The sequence below is a fragment of the Paenibacillus lutrae genome (assembly GCF_009757775.1).
GTDB classification, from domain to species: domain Bacteria; phylum Bacillota; class Bacilli; order Paenibacillales; family NBRC-103111; genus Paenibacillus_F; species Paenibacillus_F lutrae.
This window is the reverse complement of the sequence record NZ_RHLK01000007.1, coordinates 184,072-205,826: the sequence shown is the minus strand read 5'-3', so window position 1 is coordinate 205,826 and position 21,755 is coordinate 184,072. Positions and strand designations below refer to the sequence as shown.

Genomic DNA, 21,755 nt, shown 5'->3' with positions numbered 1-21,755 from the left:
CATGCCTGTTCATAAAATCAAGCATGATATATTCCAGGCAATCTCCGATTCCAGCCGCCGCAGGCTTTTACGGTTACTCGCAGATGCTGACAAGGAAATGCCGATTGCCGAGATTACCGAGTACTTCACTATAAGCCGGACAGCTGTAAACAAGCACCTGCATGTCCTGTCAGAGGCGGGTCTTGTCAGCAGCCGCCGAGTCGGGCGGGAAACCCGGTACAAGTTTCAGCCCACACCCCTGGCCGAGCTAAAGCAATGGCTTTCTTTCTTCGAACCGTACTGGGAAAACAAGCTGCTTACTCTTAAAGAATTTGTAGAGGCGGATAACGAATAGTTCGGGAGCAGCCGGTTGAACGGTTCGATTTTTTTGAAACTTAATGATTGGAGGACATGAAAACATGTCTACTTTACCAAATTGCCCCGAATGTAATTCAACGTATACTTACGAGGATGGAAGTCTGCTAGTGTGCCCGGAATGTGCGCATGAATGGAATCCGGCTTCGGAAACTGAACATAATGATAGTGACAAAGTCATCAAGGATGCGAATGGGAATATTCTGAACGACGGCGACTCTGTAAGCATTATCAAAGACCTTAAAGTAAAAGGAAGCTCATCCGTCCTGAAAATTGGAACCAAGGTGAAGAACATCCGGTTAGTTGAGGGAGACCATGACATTGATTGTAAAATCGATGGGTTTGGAGCTATGAAGTTAAAGTCGGAGTTTGTTAAGAAGGTTTAAACCGAGGGCGAATGGAGCTAGATGTTATCAGTGCATACACATCGCAGATGATTGAATAAGGGGCAAAATGGAAGCCACTCCTTCATTAAGGAATGGCTTCTTTCATATTACGTATGTAAATCCAAGGAATCTTACGGTGAAAACTTAATCCTCCACCTTTTTTTCCTCTGACTCATCATTTAATTCACGAATGGATTCCCCGATAGATTCTCCGATAGATTCATTTAAATTACGGATTCTATTTTTTAGCTCTGCAAGTTCCGTGCGTTTGAATTTGGAAGCCCCGCCACGGTTCTCATCTATTTTTATTTCAGATTCCAGCACTTCTGTCTGTCTCTCCATGTGAGCTTTAATTGAAGAAGATGTCTTTATTTGGGTCAAATTATTGTCTAAAGAGACAACCGAATGAAGTCGTTCAGACTGTACCTCCTCTTCGGATTTTGGAGAGGTGTCATCCTTTTTAGCTTTGGAGTCATTTAATTTACTCCGTTCCAGCAGCGTTTTAGAGATCTGCTCATCAATACTTTGAAGCTGTACTTCATAGGATTCGAGCTGTGACTTGATGCTCTCCAAGGTTCCGCCTTTTTCAAGAGTGCTTCCTATAAGCTTGGTCCTAATATCGATAATCTTTTGTTTCTGTTTCATCAAAGAATCAACAGCTCTGCCAAATGGACTTATGGAGACGGAGTCTTTTTTTTCTTTCTGATTTCCAGCCGCCGATATACCGTTATTGTAGTTAGGACTCTGATTAACATGTTGCAGGTTAAATCGCTCGTTTGTGTGTGCACCTATACGCATTTTTATGTCTCCTTATTCTGATTAAATTGTTCTGTGCGTCCTTGTTTCTTATAAATGATATCGGCATGAATATAAAATTTGAATAGTGGAAGCTGCAGTGTTAGTCGCCCAATGAATTGAAGCAAACTAAGCCTAAGGAGGCAACGGCGCACCGTACTGGGTACGGGGAGGGCCGTTTTTTTTGCATGCCCGCAGTTATTCCTGCAAGAGTATGATTTGTGCCTTTATGAGCACACTTTTGGCAGGATGAAAGAGCAGCGGCGGCGAATCCAATAGAGTCTTAACAGGTTCATAATTGGTTCGCCGTCTGAGACTTATGACCACAATCACCAGGGAGATTAATCATGGAACATTTGCACGGAACCTATAACAGTTGGCTTGTAGGATTGTCGTTTCTGATTGCGGTGACTGCCGCTTACTCGGCTCTTGATCTGGCAGAAAGAGTCAGCACAGCAAAAGGCCGCGCCCGCCCGGTCTGGTTACTGTGCGGCGCGATATCGATGGGTCTGGGTATATGGTCGATGCACTTTGTCGGCATGCTTGCGTATTCTCTGCCCCTGGAAGTCTCCTATGAAATCGATTATGTGCTGCTCTCGATTCTGCTGGCCGTCTCCGTCTCCGCAATCGCCTTGTATGTCGTTGGGCAAAGCGAGATGGGAGTAAAGCACCTGCTCATCGGTGGAACCTTGATGGCCGCGGGGATCAGCGGGATGCATTATATCGGTATGGCCGCTATGGTGGTGAACATTCAATATAATCCGAGGGTGGTTCTGCTATCTGTGCTCATTGCGGCAGCGGCATCTTTCGCGGCACTCTGGCTGTTGTTCTATTTCCGGAAGAAACATACGGGGCATGTTGTGCTGTATAAATTGTGCAGCGGACTCATTATGGGCGCAGCTATTGCGGGCATGCACTATACCGGTATGGCAGCGGCGCGCTTCTATCCCCAAGATCTTACACAGGTTTCACAGGACCTGCTGTTCGATTCAAAAGTGCTCGCTTACGCGATTGCAGCGGGGACGCTGGTTCTGCTTGGCATGACGCTGCTCGGGATTTTGGTGAACAAGCGGCTGTCGCAAAAGGACCTGGCTTTGCAGGAGCACGAAAGATGGTACCGGTCCTTGTATGAGAATAATTCCGATGGGATTATTTCGGTCGATACCGGGGGCCGGATAATCGGTTTTAATCCGGCCGTTACGCAAATGACGGGGCTTAACGAATCGGATTACATGCAAGGGCATATCTCCGCACTCGGGTTAAGCTTACCGGAGGAGGAGAAGGGGCACACCAGACATGAGACCGCGCTGGTACGGGCTTCCGGTGAGAAGATCGAGCTGGCGATCTTAAATGTCCCTGTAGAAATTGAGGGGAAACGGGTCGGCAATCATATCATAGCCAAAGATATTACCGAGGAGAAGCGTTCCAAAGAACGGATCCGCCATCTGGCTTATCATGATGAATTGACCGGACTGCCCAACCGGCGTCACTTTAACGACAAGCTTGTACAAAGAATCTCCCTGCCGGATTCGGAGGCGGAGCCGTTTGCCGTCCTGATGGTGGACATCGACAGGTTCAAATTCATTAATGACAGCCTGGGCCACACCTACGGGGATCTGTTCCTGCAGATGGTAAGTGAGCGGATGCGGCGGAGCATCGAAGGCAGTGGGGTGTTCCTGGCCCGGATGGGCGGGGATGAGTTTACTTTTATAAGTCCAATCCGCACCCCCGGGGAAGAACCTGCCGAGCTGATCGGGCAGATTATCCAGTCCCTTCAAGCCCCTTACCGGTTAAAAGATAATGACTTCTACGTCACGGCAAGTATAGGAATCGCTCTTTATCCCGAGCACGGCAAGGACCCTGTGCAGCTTCTTAAAAATGCGGACACCGCTATGTATGAAGTCAAGAAGAGGGAAAAGAACGGCCATCTCCTTTTTTCCAATGAACTGGATAAACGGATATTGGAGAGGTTAGAGCTGGAAAATGACCTGCGTAAAGCGGTTCAGAGGCAAGAACTGGTTCTCCATTACCAGCCGCAGATCAGCACCAAGAACAGCCGGATGATTGGAGTCGAGGCGCTGGTGCGCTGGAAGCACCCGGTAAGAGGGATGATCTCTCCCGTGGTCTTTGTGCCGATTGCCGAAGAGTCCGGCATGATTCTGGAGATCGGCACATGGGTCCTGCGCGAGGCTTGCCTGCAAATGAGCCGGTGGCATCAAGCAGGAGGGCCGCTGATTCCGGTCTCTGTCAATTTATCCGCGCAGCAGTTTCATCATTCCAACCTCGTGGACGCCGTTAAAAGCATTTTGCTGGAGACAGGTCTTCAGCCGCAATATCTAGAGCTGGAGATTACCGAGGGCATGATGATGGATCATGCGGTTTCCAGCGCTATTTTACAGGAAATATCGGAACTGGGGGTCCGCATCAGTCTGGATGACTTCGGAACCGGGTACAGCTCGCTCAGTTATCTCAAGCAATTTCCTATCCATAAGCTCAAAATCGACCGTTCTTTCATTACGGATATTACAAATAACCCCAGTGACCAGGCGATTGTAGCCACCATTATCTCCATGGCGAACCATCTCAAGCTGGATGTCATTGCCGAAGGCATTGAGACGAAGGATCAACTGGATATTCTAACGGAGAAGGAATGCCGTGAAATTCAGGGGTATTACTTCAGTAAGCCCCTTCCGGCAAACGAGGTCGAAGAGAGCTTCTTTGTCCCGCAAAGAATTCCCGTATAATCTGCGCTTGATGTTTGCAGGGCAGGATCATGAGACACAGCTATGTGATCTACCGCAGAGACTATATACAAATGAGCAGATGAACAGTATCCGGACTAAAGGATGCTGTTTTTTGTTACGAATATTAAAGGTACTTGAAAAAAATAAGCGAAAGGGTCAAAATATAGACATCCGTTTGAATAAGATCTGTGTACTAAACGGCAGTCAGGAACAGACTATTAGAAGTAGGGGTGACGATATATGGAGATAGGAATAAGTACATTTGTAGAAACTTCGCCGGATGTTCATACCGGTGAGGTAATGAGCCATGCACAGCGGCTGCGCGAAGTGGTGGAGGAAATTGTCCTTGCCGACCGGGTAGGTTTGGATGTATATGGCGTAGGTGAGCATCACCGCAAAGATTATGCGGCGTCCTCACCTGCAGTCGTACTGGCCGCGGCTGCATCCCGGACGCAGCGGATACGGCTGACGAGTGCGGTTACGGTGCTTTCTTCTGCCGATCCGGTGCGGGTGTTCCAGGATTTCGCTACACTCGACGGAATTTCGAATGGACGGGCTGAGATTATGGCGGGCCGTGGTTCTTTTATCGAATCATTCCCGCTGTTTGGCTATGATTTGAATGACTACGATGAGCTGTTCGATGAGAAGCTGGAATTGCTGCTGAAAATCCGGGAATCGGAGAAGGTAACCTGGGAGGGCGGTCATCGGCCTGCAATTCATCAATTAGGCGTGTATCCGCGTCCGGTGCAGAGCCCGTTACCCGTGTGGATTGGCAGCGGGGGGAATCAGGAATCGGTCATCCGCGCAGGCCTGCTCGGACTGCCGCTCGTGCTGGCGATTATCGGAGGAAGCCCGCTGCAGTTTGCGCCGCTGGTACAGCTGTACAAGAGAGCGGCCGCTCATGCAGGCCATGACGCTTCCAAGCTGCCGGTAGCGTCCCACTCGCACGGTTTTATTGCCGAGGATGCTCAGACTGCGGCGGAGAAGTTCTTCCTCCCCACCCAGGCAAGTATGAATATGATCGGGCGCGAGCGGGGCTGGGGGCATTATGACCGCTCCAGTTACGATGCCGCGCGGAGCTTTGAAGGGGCGCTGTACGTTGGCGATCCGCAGACCGTGGCCCAGAAGATCATTCACCTCCGCAAACACGTAGGCATCACCCGCTTTATGCTGCATGTACCGCTGGGCACGATGCCTCATGAAGATGTCATGAGAGCCATTGAGCTGCTGGGTACAGAGGTGGCGCCGATGGTTCGGGATGAGATTGCCAAGTGGGAAGCCGAGAACGAAACCGGGAACGAAGCGAAGTCATAAAACGGGCGTGTCCCTGAGCAATTGTGCTCTATCGTGTATGAATATACATTTCAATGTTCACAAACAAAAAAAGACTGCCCGCTAACTTGAACTGCACCCCGTCAAGTAGACACTATAAATAAGTAAAAGACACTAGGCGGCCTTAGTCCTGAATTCCATAGGACTGAGGCCGTTTAATTTTGCCTGTAAACGTTCGTTGTTGTAAAAGTAGATGTAGGCTTCAATGTCCTTCTTGAGCTTTTCAAACGTGCTGTATGTATTCAAGTAATACATCTCACATTTCAAGATTCCCCAGAAGGCTTCCATGGGTCCATTGTCAATACACCGACCGACACGTGACATGCTTTGGGTCATTTCTGCTTTATCCAGCTTCCGCTTAAACTTCTTTGAGGTGTATTGGAACCCCCGATCGCTGTGAAGCATGGGGGTGGCGCCCGGCGCAACCTTAAGCGCTTGGTCCAGCGTTTCAAATACGAGTTTGTTGTTGTTCGAATGCCCCAGCACGCTGGAAACAATGGTGTTGCTATGGAGGTCCAGGATGGCGCTGAGATAAGCCTTCTGCCCGTGTCCGTACTTAAATTCCGTTACGTCTGTCAGCCACTTCTCATTTGGCACATCCGTCTGGAACTTGCGATTCAGCACGTTCTCGGCAATGTGCTGTGGTGTGGAACGCGGATATCGCTTTTTCTTCTTGCGGATGACTGACTGGATCCCTGCGATCTTCATGAGCCGCTGGATCCGTTTGTGGTTAATGGGCTTGTCCGTATCTTGGCTAAGCTTCACGGTGTGCCTTCGGTAGCCGTAAATCCCTTGCACTTGTGCATGAAGGGCCAGCATATTTTGCGTTAGCTGCTCGTTTTCGCGTTCCTGTGGGCCGGGTTTGTGGTTTACCCACTTGTAGTAACTGGAGCGCTCAATCCCGGCAACCATACCCAGCAGCTTCACGCTAAACCCTTGTTCGTCATGTACCGCTTGTATGGCCCGATACACATGGATTTTCTGATGCCGGCTTAACTTCGCCTCCTTTTCAGTTCCTTCAACTTTTTTAGGAACGCGATCTCCGCTCTGAGCCGTTCATTTTCATACGCCAGCTTCTTAAGTTCCAACTTGTGACGCTCGGCCTCGGTCAACTCCACAGACGCCTTGTTCCGTCCACGACCGTCCTGAAGCGCATCTTCTCCGCCATTCTCGTACTTCTTGACCCACTGATACACCTGATTGTAGGAAACCTTAAACTGTGTTGCTGTCTTTCCGTAGTCGCGCTCTTGTGCAATGCAGTGGAGCGCGATATCGATTCGTTCCTGCCAAGTGGTAGACCGACCCTTTGTCATAGCCCTTGCTCCTTCGTTAACGGATTTGAAGCTGTTATGACTATTATACTTGTTGATCCATTTTTGGAGTTGGGTTCGGCTTGCAATTTTATATGTATCGATGAGTTCATATTGCGAATACTTACCTGAAAGATAGTCCTGTACCGCTTGAAGCTTTAGTTCTGGTGAATACTTGCGATTGCGGACCCGTATTTCCAATCCGTCAATCCCGTATAACTCATACCGATGCCGCCATTTCACGAGTGTACCTACGCTGATGTTGTATTTGTGGGCGATCTCCTTCCGAGTGGCTTCACCTGCTTGAAGCTCCTCTATGATCGCCATTTTCTCGTTCCCATTATATTCATGTATGTTTGCCAAAAAGAAATACCCCCTCCAAGTAGCTGGTTTATTTATTAAACCTGTCTACTTAAAGGGGAGCATATCAACTTACGGGGCAGTCTTAATCATGTCAACTTTGGGCTCAGGAGCAGCCATATACGGTCTGGGCTGTATCTGGCGTTCGGCTTTTCTCTGCTGCACATTGTGCCTCAGCAGGGCAAAGATAATGAGCAGGGTGCCGTAGATCTCATACATGCTGATCTGGTAGCCTTGGAAAGCCATAATAACGAAGGTGGTGATCGGAACAAAATTGATAAATAAGATTCCGTTAAGCGGGGATAACAATTTGAGTCCTGAATTCCAGCATAGTAAGGCGGCTAGTCCCGGCAGCAAGATCATAAAGGACATTTCATATTTGATCGAGAGCAGAGTGTCCCAGGCAGGCACCGGAAGCACGCCGAAGACGGAGGCGAGTGTAACGATTACAAAGGACACGGCGCTTCCCAGCAAGCAGGTTAGAGTAGAATAACGCAGGATCGACCAATCCCTGAACTGGCTTCCCCCCATCGAATACACGACCCATCCCACAACGCCGATAAAAATCAGCAGCAGCGGAAGAAGATTTTGCCCGGCTGTCATGAAAAAAGCCAGCTCTCCTTTGGTGATCACAAGTAAGGCGCCGATAAGGGCGATAGCTACACTCGTAAGCATGTATGGTTGGGGTGCTTTTCTGGTCGTAATCCATAGGACCATAATGGAGATCATCGGCATGAGTACTTCCATTATCGAAGCGGCTACAGTACCCGGCTCCCCCATGAGAGATTGTCCGAAGAAGACGAACATGTTATAGACGGTAAATGCCATCGTTCCGAAGAACAGCAAGGCTTTGCCTCTTCCCTCCAAACGAAAAGAAGACCGGCCCTCTTTCATCCAGAGAAGCAAGGTGAGAATAACGCCCACGATTAAATAGCGGATAAACGAGAAATAGAACGGATCAATTTGCTGCAAGGCTACATGTGCAACGGGAAACATAGCTCCCCAGGACATACTCGCAATCAGGCACAGAATGGAACCTATGATGACTTGTTTGTTTAGCATGTGTTGTCTCTCTCCCTAGTATGTAGATGCCGGCTTGATGTACACCAATCATCATAGGGGAGATGCAAGTCTCTAGTAAAATGATTATAAATAAAGGTTATCATCATTTATAATGATACCAGAATGAAGAGATAAGCATTTGAAACAGAGGAGGGAGCACCTTGGAGTTAAACGACTTAAGAATCTTTCAGGCCGTAGCGGCACATGGCAGTGTCAGTAAAGCCGCTTTGGAGCTCAGCTATGTTCAGTCGAATGTGACGGCCCGGATTAAGCTGCTGGAGAAAGAGCTCCAGACGCCCTTATTTTACCGGCACAAAAGAGGGATGATTCTAAACACAGAAGGAAAGCGGCTGCTGGAATATTCAAGAGAAATCCTATCCAAAGTGGATGAAATGAAGCAAACCTTTCAAGACAAATTGAATCCTTCCGGTGTGCTTGAGATTGGCATTGTAGAGACTGTAGCAGCTCTTCCATATATCCTGTCGTCCTATTATCGTAAGTACCCGAATGTGGAAATATCTTTGAAGGCCGGGGTGACCGATCTGCTGCTGCAGGAGGTCATTGATATGAAGCTGGATGGAGCCTTCGTTACAGGACCCATCCGGCATCCGTTAATCGAGCAGGTCGAGGTGATCCAGGAGAGGCTGGTTCTGGTTAGCAAGGCGGATACCTTCGCTGTGGAGGATATCACAACCAAGCCCCTGCTGCTCTACAATAAAGGCTGCGGGTACCGCGGAAGGCTCGAAAGCTGGCTGAAAGTCGAGGGAATCGTCCCGAAGCAGATTATGGAGTTCGGGACGTTCGGGACGATCATCGGGAGTGTAGCTGCCGGAGTCGGAATGACGATTATTCCGGAATCCGCTATCAAGGATCTGGTTGCCAGCGGTACCGTGTATTCTCATAACGTACCGGAGCCTTACCGCGAGATCACGACCATCTTTATCCGGCGTAAAGATTCGTATTTAACGAGCACCCTGCAGCGCTTTATCGATGAAATAGTGGCTCGCACCAGTGCTGTTGAGACCCCGCATTAGATACGGTAAGTTTCTGCCTTGTGCCATCCGGCCTGCACCACCGGTTGATTCTACCCAGCACCTTTAACGGATCCTCCTAGCTGCACAAGGATAACGTCAAAGGACATGCGGTTTTTCAAGAAGAGATTTATCGAGACTATTTGTCCAAACTCCCAATGGCTTGCCGGGACATTCTTTTCTATTAGGACAGGTACGCGATGAAAGAAATCGGATCCGTACCAGGGCAGCTTGTACGTTCAACCTTCCCCTAAGGCTTCCTCATACTGGGCCAGCACATACTCCAGCTCGTCAAAGCGCACAAAGCGGGCGGCGCGGTAGACTTCTTTTCCTTCGTAGAAAAGTAGGACGGTGGGCGCGGCAAGGGCCAGGTATTCGGAAGCGGCATCCGGCGCGTCCTCCATATAGACATAGATGCCCATGATGTCCGCGTGGGATTCCAGCATGACGGCTACTTTCGCCTGGACGGATTCACACACTCCGCATTGGCCGGTTTTGATGACCATAAGAACCAGCGGCTTTTCCCTGACCACCTGCTTCACTTCGTTTAAACTCATTAATTTTTGCATGCTATATCCTCCGAATGAATGTATCCATCTCTTTTTTATATCCTATTTATAGTATACCTGTAATACCTTCAGGAAAGACAAACCTCAGCTCCCGGTACAGAATTGAATCTCGCTTCCATTGCTGTTACAATCACAGACATCTCGAATCTTCGATAGGAGAATAGGAACTGCCACAGGTGTTCAATCCGATTTAACGCAGGAAGATTTCTGAATTCGTGATGGATCAGGCTGCCGGAATGCCCGGCGGCTGTTTTTTATACACGGGGAGTTATCAAGTTAGTTTAGCTGGGCCCCAATAAGTATGCACCTATAGAGGAGTGAGCAATCTTGTCCGTTAATAATCTGCTGCAGGCATTCCGGTTAAATTTTGTGTATGCGGAGAAGTACTCTTTTCCGAATACCTGGAGTTATTACGAGGCTTCGATCCCCTATTCCATGATCCGTTTTATCCAGAAAGGGCGGGGACGATTCCAAATCGATGAGACGCTGTACGAACTGGAGGAAGATGATATTGTGTATATCCCCCAGGGAAGTGCGCTGTCTTGCGAAGCGTCAACGGATGATTTTACTTTTATCAGTATCCGTTTTACAGCGGCTTTTCCGCTCACGGATCGGGAGATTTGGTCGGAAATCCTCGGATTTGATGCCAAAGTGAAGTGTCATGACGTGCAGGTCAAATATTATTTCAATTGCATTATACGAGAGAAGGGATCCGTGAGCAGAGGCAAATATTTCATGCTAAGAGGCTATCTGGAGCTGATCGTCGGCTACCTGCTTGATTCCTCGGAGGCTTTCTTGGAGAGACCGAATACGACAAGGACAATCAAGGCAGACAATAATCCGGATAACCGGGTCGAAATTGTGATGGATTATATCATGAATCATTTTGATAAGAATATCCGCATCGAAGATTTGGGCAAAAGGGTACAGATCAGTTCTTCTTCTCTGCGCCGCTTATTTAAGCAGCACACGGGGAAATCGCCAAGTGAATTTATTATCGAGCTCAAAATGGTCGTTGCGGCCAAAAAAATTCTGGAATCGGATGAAAGAATCTCGGATATTGCCTATCAGGTCGGAATTGAAGATCCGAATTATTTCTCTAGAATTTTCAAAAAGCACTATGGAGTGACCCCCTATTCATACCGGCAGCTGGCAAGAAAATAGTGGGAATCGGACCGGATATTAAGCGATTTGTGCTAGTTTTGATTGGTTTGATATATTCAAGTACGGTTTGATTTTGGGTATCCTTATAGGCATAGAACATTTCAACTGAATTCAATAAATCATATGAAAGAACAATTGAAAACGCATTCTAAAGTGGAGGTGGAGTGACCGAATAGATTTGGCTGGGGGACTTACGGAGACGCGTGCTCTCCGGCAGTAGCATTTTATGGCTAAAGTACAAATTCGGCTTAACATTCACTCATTCAATTCATCCGGGAAGGGGTCGAGGTGTATGAAGAACAAGTGGCTGCCCTGTATAGTCGCTTCCGTGATGTTGTTTACATCCGCCTGCAGTAAAGAGGAAGCATTGCCGCCGACAGTTGATCAGGACGGGAACTTACACGGTGAGATCGTTCTGTGGCATTCCTTCACCCAAGGGGCAAGGAACGAATTTATGAAAGATGCGGCCAGCTCATTCATGAAAGAGCATCCCGGAGTGAAGATCCGGATCGAGACATTCGCCTGGCCTGAATTTTACACCAAGTGGACAACAGGCGTACAAGCCGGACAAGTACCCGATGTCAGTACGGCCTTGCCCAACCATGTGGTCGAAATGATCGATGCCGATGCGATTATACCGATTAATGATGTCATTGATAATATCGGGCGCGAACGGTTCTACGAAGCTCCGATCAAAGAAGGGACCGTGGACGGGAGCAACTATTCCATTCCTTTGTATTCTCATGCTCAAGTCATGTGGTACCGGAAGGATCTGCTGCAGAAGGCTCAGCTGAAAGTCCCCGAAACGTGGGATGAATTATTCGATGCCGCTAAGAAAATCAATAATCCGCCTGCGGTCAACGGCTTATCCGTTCCGATGGGATCGGGCGATATGATGGCTACGAGATTCTTGAACCTGTATGTCCGCTCGGCGGGCGAGGCCCTGATTACACCCGAGGGTAAGGCCAATCTAACCAGCAAGGCGGCTATAGACGGAATTAATTACTGGGTGAAGATGTATAAGAACACGTCTCCGTCCGGCTCCGTTAACTTTAAAGTGCTGGATCAGGCTACGCTGTTCTATCAGGGGAAGACAGCTTTTGATTTCAACAGCGGCTTTCAGATCGGCGGCGTAGCCTCCAACTCACCTGCTTTAATCGATCAGATCGACGCTGCTCCAATTCCTAAGATCAATGCTGCTGATCCGTCGAACGGTATTGAGACCTCCAACATTCCGATGGTCGTCTGGAAGAACAGCAAGCACCCGGAGATTGCCAAAGCTTTCATAGAAAGCTTGTACGAGAAAGAAAGGTACATTAAATTCCTGCACTCTGTTCCTGTCGGCATGCTCCCTGCGATGAAAGATATCACAACTGATCCCGACTTCCTTAATGAGCCTACTATTCAAAAGTTCAGCGGTGCGGTCGGGGTGATCAGCGATGCGGTCAACAAGGGAACGGCGATAGGAATGGAATATGAACCCACCTTGGAATCCGGGCTTCTCACAGGCCAAGGTGTCATTGAGAGAATGTTCGCTGACATTCTGCTGAAGAATGAACCGGTGGATAAAGCGGCTAAGAAAGCTGAAAAAGAGCTGAATAGTTTATTTAGAATGGCCAAATGAAGAAAATTAGGGGCATTGGAACCCTTAACCGGAGATAGGCGATGCTCGAGAGAGGAGAGATTGTTTGTACTAACTTTCAGAAGTGGAGTGAAGCGGGTGAGATCCATTAGCGGCAAGATCAAGAGCATGAATACAACAGGTTTATTATTTATCCTGCCTGCTGTATTAATCGTTATTCTATTGTTGATTTACCCCATATTCTCAAGCATTTATTTCAGTTTTACTTCCAGGCATCTGGTTAGAGCAACGTATTCTTGGGTCGGACTGGATAATTTCATCTTTGTCCTCACCAATCCCGACTTCTATGTCGCTTTCTACAATTCGATCAAGTGGACGGTCTTCTCCATAGCGGGGCAGCTGCTTATAGGATTTGCGGCGGCACTGGCGCTGAACAAGATTCCAAGATTCTCGGGCTTCTTCCGTACGATGCTTATTATTCCCTGGACGTTCCCGGCCATTGTCATTGCGTTCTCATGGAAATGGATATTCAACGATGTATACGGTTTTTTTCCAAATCTATTAACAACGCTGGGAATTACGGAACAGAACATTAACTTTTTTGCCGATTCAAGCTTCGTTTTCGGGTCGGTCGTCTTTATCAATATCTGGTTCGGCGCTCCACTTTTTATGGTCAACATTTTGTCGGCGCTCAAGACCATACCGGGAGACCAGTATGAAGCGGCCGTTATGGATGGAGCTACCCCTTGGCAGTCGTTCTGGGCGATTACAGTCCGTCATATCCGTTCGGTCATCGGACTGCTGCTGGTGCTGAGAACGATCTGGATTTTCAACAATTTCGATCTTCTCTACCTGATGACAGGCGGCGGACCATCCGATTTAACCACGACCTTGCCTATTTTTGCTTTTAAAGCAGGCTGGGGTCTTAAACAGTTGGGAATCGCATCGGCCATTACGGTCATTCTCCTGCTCTTCTTGTTAAGCATTTGCTTGCTGTACTTCAGGCTCCTAAACAAATGGGAAAGGGAGGATCGATAATGAAGCAAGTTGGCGGAAGTAAGATAACGATTGTTTTCTTGTATCTATTTCTCAGTATCTTGGCTATTGTCGCAGCCTTCCCTTTGGTCTGGATTATCTTGTCTTCCTTCAAGACATCCGGTGAAATGGCCAACCATCCCTTAGCCTTTTTCCCTAAAACCTTTACGATGGAGTATTACTCGAGGGTTTTGAACGATCTGAACTTTACGACGAATATAAAAAACAGTCTGCTTGTCTCTTTATCGGCCACCTTGATTACGATCGTCGTGTCGGCCCTGGCAGCCTACGGCATCGTACGGTTCTTCCCTAAAGCCGGTAAAAAAATGACCAAGCTGCTCATTACCACGTATATGTTCCCGCCTATTCTGCTGGCCGTCCCATACTCCATCATTATTATTAAAATGGGCCTGGTCAACACGTGGACCGGTTTGGTCATTACGTACTTGTCCTTCTCTATCCCTTATGCGATCTGGATGCTGATCGGTTTCTTCCAGACCGTTCCCGTTGAAATCGAAGAGGCGGCCCGAGTGGACGGGGCGGGCAAATTGAGGGTCTTTATTCAAGTCGTGCTGCCGGTGGTCTCACCGGGGGTCGTGGCTACGGCCATCTATACGTTCATTAACACCTGGAACGAATTCTTGTTTGCTCTCTTATTGATCAACAGCTCGGGCAAAATGCCGATTTCCGTCGCTCTCTATTCCTTAACGGGGTCCGAGATTCTGGATTGGGGAGAAATGATGGCAGCATCCGTTATTATCATTCTGCCTTCGGTGCTCTTCTTCATGCTGATTCAAAATAAAATTGCCGGCGGTTTATCCGATGGGTCCGTCAAATAATGGTACAAATAAGAAAGGGGTTAATAAGATGAAGACAGTGAATTATGCAGTAGTAGGTGCGGGGTACTTCGGAGCAGGATTAGCCAGATTAATCGATGCGCTGGATGGGGCTAAGGTCGTCGCGGTCTATGACCCCGTCAATGCGGAGTCCGTAGCGAAGGAATTAAACTGTGACGTGGAGCCGAGCATTGAATCGCTCTGCAAGAGACCCGATGTTACAGCGGTTCTGGTCGCTTCTCCGAACGGATACCACAAAGAGCCGGTGCTGCGTGCGGCGGCTCACGGGAAACACATATTCTGCGAGAAACCCATTGCATTATCGTATGAAGACTGCAACGAGATGATTAAGACAACGAAGGATAAGGGCCTTATCTTCATGGCCGGTCATGTAATGAACTTCATGAACGGGGTTCGGAAGGCGAAGCAGCTCATTAATGAGGGCAAGATCGGCGATCTGCTTTTCTGTCATGCAGAACGCAACGGCTGGGAGGAGCCTCAGCAAGAGGTTAGCTGGAAGAAGAAGCGGGAGATTTCAGGCGGGCATCTCTATCACCATATCCATGAGCTTGATTTCATCCAGTTCTTGATGGGACCGGCCGAAAGAGTGTGTATGGTAGGCGGCAACGTGGCCCATCAAGGCGAACAATTCGGCGATGAGGACGACATGCTGTTTATTACGCTGGAATTCGCGGGCAACCGTTTCGCCACTCTTCAATACGGTTCCGCTTTTAGATGGAGTGAGCATTATGTCAAAATCCAAGGCACGAAGGGCGCCATTCTCATTGATATGCAGGACGTCCGAGTAGTCTTGAAAACGCCGGACGGAGAGGAGCAGTTCCTGCTTCACGAAAGCCGGGAAGAAGACGACGACCGTACCCGCATCTACAAGGGCCTGGAGATCGACGGTGCCATTATGTACGGCAGACCGAATATGACGCCTCCGATGTGGCTTCACAGCATCATGAGCAAGGAAATGAACTACTTCCACAGCATTATGCAGGGAGCTCCGGTAGAGGAAGAATTCAAGCCCCTGCTGGATGGAACAGCGGCCCGGGCTTCGATTGCAACAGCGGATGCCCTCACTTTATCCATCGAAGAAGACAGAAAAGTCAGCGTGCACGAAATTACCGGGAGAGAGGCCGTTAAGGCATGATTTACGATAAAATCGCTAATCTGGGGCAGTATGCTTTTGAGAATCCGAGAATGATGAGCTGCATTCAAGATATCCGGACCAATCTGCTCGGAGAGACTCATGGAACGGCTGATTTCCGTAAAAACCGTATTTCGTTTACTACGACTCCGAAAAGCGAAAAAAGATACGAAGCGCACAACAGGTTTATCGACATCCATATTGTCCTCGAAGGAAGAGAGTATGTGGAAGTCAGCAATGTGGAGTGTCTGACAAGCCGGAGTGAATACGACCGGGAGCGGGATATCTATTTCGGTGATGTAGCAGCCGGACAACGGTTAAGCGGGTATTTAGAGCCGGGTTACTTTCTGATTTGTTTTCCGGAGGATACTCATCTGGTAGGGGCGCACGAAGAGCTGGAACAAGAAGTAACCAAAATCATCTATAAAATCGAGGTTTAAGAGGTGCAGGCAGCTGTATCGGCTAAAATCACTAACAAGCGGCGCACTAGGGGCGTCAAGCGGGTGTGCATACCTTATAAACCAAGTATTTTCATCTATATACAAGGATATAAATCGTCAGCCGTTGGAGAATGAAGGGATGATGTATGAAACTTTATGCAGCCATAGATGTCGGCGGTACGGATATGAAGTACGCAGTCATTAATGATGCCGGGGAGATCTTGTATCATGACTCTGCACCCACGCCCCGGGCCGACTGTAAGCAGCGGATACCGGAAGAACTGCTGAAGATCATGCGGGTTCTTCTGGAGAAGTATGGAGCCGTGCAAGGGATTGGAATCAGTACGGCCGGAGTCGTCGATTCGCAGACAGGCGAGATTATTTACGCCGGCGGTACGATGCCCGGGTACCTGGGTACGAATCTGAAGACCTGCATGGAGCAGGCATATGGTCTGCCGACCCGCGTAGCTAACGATGTGAATGCAGCAGCCATAGGGGAGAAGTGGAAGGGCGCAGCCCGCAGCTATGATCACTTCTTCTGCCTCACAATCGGAACCGGAATCGGCGGAGCGCTCCACTGCGGGGGCAAGCTTGTTACCGGGCAGCATGACAGGGCGGGCGAAATCGGCCATTCTTTATTCGATAAAGGCACCCGGACCACGTATGAACAAAGGGCTTCTATGACCGCTCTCCTCACAAGGGCGCGGGAGTCCGGATTCCCGGGGACACCGCGAGAGCTGTTCGATGAAGCGAGGATGGGAAGCGGCTTATGCAATGAAATCATTGAGGGGTGGGCCGAAGAGATTGCGCGGGGGTTGGCTGAGATCATTCTGATCACCGACCCGGGCCTCATCATCATTGGCGGCGGAGTCTCCGAACAGAAGGAGTTTCTGACCGGCAGAATCAGACCGCATCTTAACGCTTATTTACCCGGCAATTTTTCCAAGACAGAGATTCGGACCGCCCTTCTGGGCAATAAGGCAGCCTTACTGGGCGCGGTTTACCCGTTTTTTGAACCTGACAGGGAGTGTGAAGAAAGTGGCAGAGAATAACCTTTCTAAATTCGCAGGAGTCTATGTGGCGATGTATTCAGCCTATGACGAAGGGGGCAAAGTGGATCAGGCCAGAGTAAGAAAACTGGCGAGATCTTACGTAAACACAGGCGTAAAAGGCCTCTATGTAGGCGGCAGCTCCGGCGAAGGGATTCTGCAGAATGCGGAAGAACGCAAGCGGGTAGTGGAAGCCGTTCTGGAAGAAGTGAAGGGCGAATTAACCGTTATCGTTCATGTCGGAGCCAATTCCACGACGGAGAGCGTAGAGCTTGCCCGGCATGCGGAGCAGCATGGGGCGGATGCGATCTCAGCCGTGCCGTCTATCTATTACCGGCTGCCGGAAAGCGCCGTAGAGACCCACTGGCAGCATATGATCGACAGTACCTGGCTGCCGTTCATCATATATCACATCCCGCAAACAACGGGATTCCAGTTATCCGCTGCTCTGCTGGGCAGAATGGCCGGGCAGGAGAAGGTAATCGGTGTCAAGATGTCGGGAGAAAGCACATTCGAGCTGCAGCAGTTCAAAGAGATCGGCGGCCCGGACTTCCTCGTATTCAACGGCCCGGACGAGCAGTTTCTGGCGGGGCGGATCATGGGCGCCGACGGCGGTATCGGGGGGACTTACGGTGTCATGCCGGAGTTGTTCTGCGCTCTGAACCGGCTTTATGAGCAGGGCCAGAGGGAAGAGGCCCAGGCGCTTCAGGTTAAGATCAACCGGATTATTAAAAACCTGCTGAGCTATCCCTCCTTGTACGGAGCATGCAAGTATCTGCTGAGTCTCAGGGGGATCGAGACCGGGCAGCCGCGTCTGCCGCTGCTGCCGGTCCAGTCTTCTCATCACGATTCGCTGGTTACGCTAAACAGCGAGATAGAGGAACTGACCGCGCAGTATGCCGGATCATATGGAGAGAAGAGCTGATGCTCAATCAGGTGAGAGGCGGATTAATCGTGTCCTGCCAGGCACTGGAGAATGAGCCGCTGCACAGTTCTTTTATTATGTCCAAGCTGGCCTTGGCGGCTCAAGAAGGCGGGGCTGCTGGAATAAGGGCCAACACGAAGGCGGACATTCTGGCCATTAAGAACGAGGTTGATTTACCTGTCATCGGCATCGTGAAGAGGGATTACGAAGATAGTGAAGTATTTATTACCGCGACAACCAAGGAAATAGAGGAGCTGCTTGAAAGCGGCTGCGAAATGATCGCGATGGACAGCACCGTGAGGCAGCGTCCACATGGAGAGCAGCTCGCGGAACTAGTGGGCTATTGCAGAAGACGCGATCCGTCTATCTTACTAATGGCCGACATTTCCACGGTGGAAGAAGCCGTCTTGGCGGAGAGATTAGGCTTCGACTGCATCTCGACGACTTTATACGGGTATACCCCGGACACGGCGGGCTCTAAATTATACGACGATGATTTTGCTTTTCTGCAAAAGGTCGTCAGCCGGGCAGCCGTTCCTGTCATCGCAGAGGGGAATGTGCTTACGCCACAGATGTTCAGGCGCTGCCTGGAGCTGGGCGCGGCTTCCGTTGTAGTGGGCGGGGCCATAACAAGGCCCAAAGACATCACGGCCCGGTTTGTGCACGCACTCGCCTAACCCGCCTGTACCGCCGCGGCATACGGTCGAACATGGTCTTCTTTCGAAATTTGTGGTAGTATTTACACCTAGATCGAAAGAGGAAGTGAGCCCTATGATTAACATCACCATCCCGACACCGGATATTACGATAACGAAGCAGGATGCTCCCGAGCTGAGCAATATTTACGGATTTACGGATTTTCACCTGATTTCGAGAGATCAGGGCGGAATTTTCATGTTCTACAACGATCAGGATGAACTTTTGTTCGTAGGCAAAGCGCGCAAGCTCAGACCCCGGATCAAGAAGCATTTTGAAGACTCGGTATCTCCGATCAAGATGCACCGGGATGAAGTAACGACCATTGAGGTATGCCTGGTTGAAGATGCGGTAGACAGAGAAATCTATGAAACCTACATCCTTAACAAGCTGCGGGCGAAATACAATGTAGAGAAAGTTCTGTACAAGTAAAAGTAAGAGCAGCAAAGAAGGAGCGATACGTACAGCCCGGCGGGACTGTTCTTATCGCTCTTTCTTTGCCGAATCAACATGAATGCTTAGAAGGCCGCGCATCCTCCGGCAGGGGATATCCGCCGGCATACTGCAAATATAAGCCTTCTCTCCGGTTTATCTCTTCATTAAGCTGTGGTTAAACTTCAACAGCAGATCGCCGAATTTCTGGCGGTCCTCTTCGGCCCAATCACTCACTAACCGGGTTATATGGTCTAATCTGATTTGTTTGTAAGCCGTTAATTCCTGCGTGCCTGAATCTGTGATTTGATAAAAATAAGACCGCCCGTCTTGCGGGTCCGGCACTTTCCTTACATATCCTTTGAGCTCTAAAGCTCCGGCTTGTCTGCTTGCCGTAGAGATATCGAGCTGAAATTCCTCGGCTAACGCTTTTACTCCGGCCAATCCTTGTGACGAGATTTGATGCAGCAGAAGATAAGCGGATCTGTCCAGACTGCCGCTTTTTCGATTCGGAGTCACGGATGTTACCCGGCGAACCAGAAGCGCCATTTGGAGTTCTATGGTTTCCACGGAGTCTTCTTTCATATCCTTCATCACCCCATAAAGTCTTTCTCTATGTAACATGATAACCTACCCCGACCTTTTGTCAATTTACGAACGAGGGAGGCGGAAATCATATTGACACACCCTTTAGTTGTATTATACAATTAAATAGTTGCATGATACAAACTTATTTAAAATTAACCAATTAGGAGAATCCGTATGCAGGCACATGAGATTATGAAAACAGATGTCATCAAAGTAACGGAACAAGAGAGTATTCGTTCGGTCATCGGAAAATTCATTGAGCATCAGATTAGCGGGCTTCCTGTGGTGAATGACAAGAACCAACTGGTTGCTTATATAAGTGACGGCGATATTATGCGTTTTATCGGCAAGCACAAGGACATCATCATAGACACGTTCTATTATGTGAATGTGATCAAAGGGGACGATGATGAATTTGAACAGAGAACCCAGAAAGCGTTGGATTTGAATGTCATGTCTATCGCCAGGAAGAAAGTCATCAAAGTGGCATGGGATGAAGAGGCGGAGAATATCGCAGCGGTTCTGGGAAATAAACGCATTAAAAAACTGCCTGTCGAAAAGGATGGGGTCTTGGTTGGAATTATCAGCCGTGGTGATGTCATCCGGCATTCCTTCAAATCCCTGCTGTAAAGTGACAGGTCTACAAGGGAGAAGTTAGTATGTCATCACGAACATCATCATCAGCAACTGTCCGTATAGATCCGCAGGAAGCCGGAGGCTTGTTCCGGCAGCCGCTGGCTGTATGGGCAGTCTTTTTTGCCAGTATCATCGCTTTTATGGGAATGGGGCTGGTTAATCCGATTCTGCCTACCCTTGCTAAGCAGCTACAGGCTTCGCCTAGTGAAGTTACCTTACTATTCACAAGCTATAATGCAGTCATGGCCGTGGCGATGCTCATTACAGGATCGGTGTCATCCAGACTCGGCAGCAAAGGGACCCTGCTTCTGGGCATTGGAATTATTGCCGTTGTTGCGGCATTCGGAGGACTCGCGGGCAACATATGGACGCTTGTCGGTCTGCGCGGCGGATGGGGCCTGGGCAATGCGCTCTTTGTCGCTACAGCGCTGGCCGCGATCGTGTCCCTGTCGAGCAGCGGAACAGCCAAAGCGATCATTCTGTACGAAGCGGCCGTCGGTCTCGGCATATCGGTGGGCCCTCTGCTCGGCGGCACGCTGGGATCCATCTCCTGGAGAGCTCCTTCCATTGGCGTGGCCGTATTAATGATCGCCGGTTTCATCGTTCTGTCGTTATTAATGCCTAAATCTTCTACGAAGTCACAGTCTGCCGGGAAATCGACAATCTCTTTACTGGCTCCATTCCGGGCCATGAAGCACCGTTCCCTGCTGGTTCTTGGCATCGTAGCCGCCTTATATAACGTCGGCTTCTTTACCATTATGGCGTATGCGCCATTCGTAATGGGACTTCACCCTAAGGGACTAGGCTATGTATTCTTAGGCTGGGGGTTCTTGCTGGCCGTTACCTCTGTCTTCATGGCACCCAAACTTCAGCAATGGTTCGGAACCGTCAAGTCGATGTGTATGATGCTGATCTTGTTTGTTCTGGACCTGGTGGTCATGGGGATCTTCACTTCGACCCAGTGGGTAGTGATCGCGGCGGTAATCTTCGCCGGTGCTATTCTGGGCAATAACAATACATTGATTACAACGGCGGTAATGGATGCTTCCCCGGTTGAAAGATCCACAGCTTCTGCCGCCTACAGCTTCCTGCGTTTTCTGGGAGCGGCTATAGCGCCGTTCATGGCGGGCAAGCTGTCGGAGATTTTCAACCCCCACGTTCCTTTCTTTGTGGGCGCTGGTTTTGTTCTGCTTTCAGTGTGGTTTATCTGGTTCAACTATGAACATATCCGGCATATTGATAAGGCTGAAGCCGCACATTGATGCGGTCGGATTGT

The 21,755-nt window shown here is 49.2% G+C and carries 23 protein-coding genes; 17 read left to right on the top strand and 6 right to left on the bottom strand.

What is annotated here, in order from left to right; all coding sequences use genetic code 11:
- Nucleotide 1: 1 nt before the first annotated feature.
- Nucleotides 2–334: an ArsR/SmtB family transcription factor gene (locus EDM21_RS14120; protein ID WP_157336349.1), complete on the top strand. Its 333-nt coding sequence runs from the start codon at nt 2–4 to the stop codon at nt 332–334.
- A 64-nt stretch (nt 335–398) separates the two neighbouring features.
- The gene (locus tag EDM21_RS14115) at nt 399–740 is read left to right on the top strand and encodes a zinc ribbon domain-containing protein YjdM (protein ID WP_157336348.1); all 342 of its coding nucleotides are present in this window, start codon (nt 399–401) and stop codon (nt 738–740) included.
- A gap of 144 nt (nt 741–884) precedes the next feature.
- Here EDM21_RS14115 and EDM21_RS14110 read toward each other — a convergent pair whose 3' ends face one another.
- Nucleotides 885–1,538, bottom strand: coding sequence for a hypothetical protein (locus EDM21_RS14110; protein ID WP_157336347.1), 654 nt, complete (start codon nt 1,536–1,538; stop codon nt 885–887).
- A 344-nt stretch (nt 1,539–1,882) separates the two neighbouring features.
- Between EDM21_RS14110 and EDM21_RS14105 the strand changes: the two genes are divergently transcribed.
- On the top strand, nt 1,883–4,279 hold the full coding sequence (locus EDM21_RS14105) for a bifunctional diguanylate cyclase/phosphodiesterase (RefSeq protein WP_157336346.1): 2,397 nt from the start codon (nt 1,883–1,885) through the stop codon (nt 4,277–4,279).
- A gap of 240 nt (nt 4,280–4,519) precedes the next feature.
- Nucleotides 4,520–5,593 carry an LLM class flavin-dependent oxidoreductase gene (locus EDM21_RS14100; protein ID WP_157336344.1) on the top strand — a complete coding sequence of 358 codons (1,074 nt, stop codon included), beginning with the start codon at nt 4,520–4,522 and terminating at the stop codon, nt 5,591–5,593.
- 132 nt (nt 5,594–5,725) lie between these two features.
- On the opposite strand, the gene EDM21_RS14095 is transcribed toward EDM21_RS14100, so the two are convergent.
- From EDM21_RS14095 to EDM21_RS14085, 3 genes are all read right to left on the bottom strand, one after another.
- Complete coding sequence (locus EDM21_RS14095; protein WP_166542008.1) at nt 5,726–6,583, bottom strand: IS3 family transposase; 858 nt, start codon at nt 6,581–6,583, stop codon at nt 5,726–5,728.
- A 20-nt stretch (nt 6,584–6,603) separates the two neighbouring features.
- Nucleotides 6,604–7,284, bottom strand: coding sequence for a helix-turn-helix domain-containing protein (locus EDM21_RS14090; protein WP_157336343.1), 681 nt, complete (start codon nt 7,282–7,284; stop codon nt 6,604–6,606).
- A 69-nt stretch (nt 7,285–7,353) separates the two neighbouring features.
- On the bottom strand, nt 7,354–8,343 hold the full coding sequence (locus EDM21_RS14085) for a DMT family transporter (RefSeq protein WP_157336342.1): 990 nt from the start codon (nt 8,341–8,343) through the stop codon (nt 7,354–7,356).
- Between the two features lie 161 nt (nt 8,344–8,504).
- Here EDM21_RS14085 and EDM21_RS14080 point away from each other — a divergent pair, with 161 nt between their 5' ends.
- Nucleotides 8,505–9,377: a LysR family transcriptional regulator gene (locus EDM21_RS14080; protein ID WP_157336341.1), complete on the top strand. Its 873-nt coding sequence runs from the start codon at nt 8,505–8,507 to the stop codon at nt 9,375–9,377.
- Nucleotides 9,378–9,613: 236 nt separating this feature from the next.
- Here EDM21_RS14080 and EDM21_RS14075 read toward each other — a convergent pair whose 3' ends face one another.
- Nucleotides 9,614–9,943, bottom strand: coding sequence for a thioredoxin family protein (locus tag EDM21_RS14075; RefSeq protein WP_157336340.1), 330 nt, complete (start codon nt 9,941–9,943; stop codon nt 9,614–9,616).
- 327 nt (nt 9,944–10,270) lie between these two features.
- Between EDM21_RS14075 and EDM21_RS14070 the strand changes: the two genes are divergently transcribed.
- The 10 genes from EDM21_RS14070 (at nt 10,271) to EDM21_RS14025 (ending at nt 19,255) form a co-directional block, all read left to right on the top strand.
- The gene (locus EDM21_RS14070; RefSeq protein WP_157336339.1) at nt 10,271–11,107 is read left to right on the top strand and encodes an AraC family transcriptional regulator; all 837 of its coding nucleotides are present in this window, start codon (nt 10,271–10,273) and stop codon (nt 11,105–11,107) included.
- 292 nt (nt 11,108–11,399) lie between these two features.
- Nucleotides 11,400–12,731, top strand: coding sequence for an ABC transporter substrate-binding protein (locus tag EDM21_RS14065; RefSeq protein WP_157336337.1), 1,332 nt, complete (start codon nt 11,400–11,402; stop codon nt 12,729–12,731).
- Between the two features lie 96 nt (nt 12,732–12,827).
- On the top strand, nt 12,828–13,727 hold the full coding sequence (locus tag EDM21_RS14060) for an ABC transporter permease subunit (RefSeq protein ID WP_201280795.1): 900 nt from the start codon (nt 12,828–12,830) through the stop codon (nt 13,725–13,727).
- Complete coding sequence (locus tag EDM21_RS14055; protein WP_157336336.1) at nt 13,727–14,563, top strand: carbohydrate ABC transporter permease; 837 nt, start codon at nt 13,727–13,729, stop codon at nt 14,561–14,563. The genes EDM21_RS14060 and EDM21_RS14055 overlap by 1 nt, the downstream gene beginning before the upstream one ends.
- Nucleotides 14,564–14,591: 28 nt before the next feature.
- Nucleotides 14,592–15,716, top strand: coding sequence for a Gfo/Idh/MocA family protein (locus tag EDM21_RS14050; RefSeq protein WP_157336335.1), 1,125 nt, complete (start codon nt 14,592–14,594; stop codon nt 15,714–15,716).
- Nucleotides 15,713–16,153 (top strand): NanQ anomerase/TabA/YiaL family protein, encoded by a 441-nt coding sequence (locus EDM21_RS14045; RefSeq protein WP_157336334.1) that lies wholly within the window; start codon nt 15,713–15,715, stop codon nt 16,151–16,153. Before EDM21_RS14050 ends, EDM21_RS14045 begins: the two co-directional genes overlap by 4 nt.
- Before the next feature lie 146 nt (nt 16,154–16,299).
- A complete protein-coding gene (locus EDM21_RS14040; RefSeq protein WP_157336333.1) occupies nt 16,300–17,205 on the top strand; it encodes an ROK family protein in 906 nt (301 codons plus the stop codon).
- Entirely contained in the window at nt 17,192–18,127 is a 936-nt protein-coding gene (locus tag EDM21_RS14035; protein ID WP_166542007.1) for a dihydrodipicolinate synthase family protein, read from the top strand. Before EDM21_RS14040 ends, EDM21_RS14035 begins: the two co-directional genes overlap by 14 nt.
- Nucleotides 18,127–18,804: an N-acetylmannosamine-6-phosphate 2-epimerase gene (locus EDM21_RS14030; protein ID WP_157336332.1), complete on the top strand. Its 678-nt coding sequence runs from the start codon at nt 18,127–18,129 to the stop codon at nt 18,802–18,804. Before EDM21_RS14035 ends, EDM21_RS14030 begins: the two co-directional genes overlap by 1 nt.
- Before the next feature lie 94 nt (nt 18,805–18,898).
- On the top strand, nt 18,899–19,255 hold the full coding sequence (locus EDM21_RS14025) for a nucleotide excision repair endonuclease (protein ID WP_068776596.1): 357 nt from the start codon (nt 18,899–18,901) through the stop codon (nt 19,253–19,255).
- Between the two features lie 156 nt (nt 19,256–19,411).
- On the opposite strand, the gene EDM21_RS14020 is transcribed toward EDM21_RS14025, so the two are convergent.
- The gene (locus EDM21_RS14020; protein ID WP_338043987.1) at nt 19,412–19,879 is read right to left on the bottom strand and encodes a MarR family winged helix-turn-helix transcriptional regulator; all 468 of its coding nucleotides are present in this window, start codon (nt 19,877–19,879) and stop codon (nt 19,412–19,414) included.
- Between the two features lie 138 nt (nt 19,880–20,017).
- Here EDM21_RS14020 and EDM21_RS14015 point away from each other — a divergent pair, with 138 nt between their 5' ends.
- Both EDM21_RS14015 and EDM21_RS14010 read left to right on the top strand, forming a co-directional pair.
- Nucleotides 20,018–20,473 carry a CBS domain-containing protein gene (locus tag EDM21_RS14015; RefSeq protein WP_157336331.1) on the top strand — a complete coding sequence of 152 codons (456 nt, stop codon included), beginning with the start codon at nt 20,018–20,020 and terminating at the stop codon, nt 20,471–20,473.
- Between the two features lie 29 nt (nt 20,474–20,502).
- The gene (locus EDM21_RS14010; protein WP_157336330.1) at nt 20,503–21,741 is read left to right on the top strand and encodes an MFS transporter; all 1,239 of its coding nucleotides are present in this window, start codon (nt 20,503–20,505) and stop codon (nt 21,739–21,741) included.
- Nucleotides 21,742–21,755 lie beyond the last annotated feature (14 nt).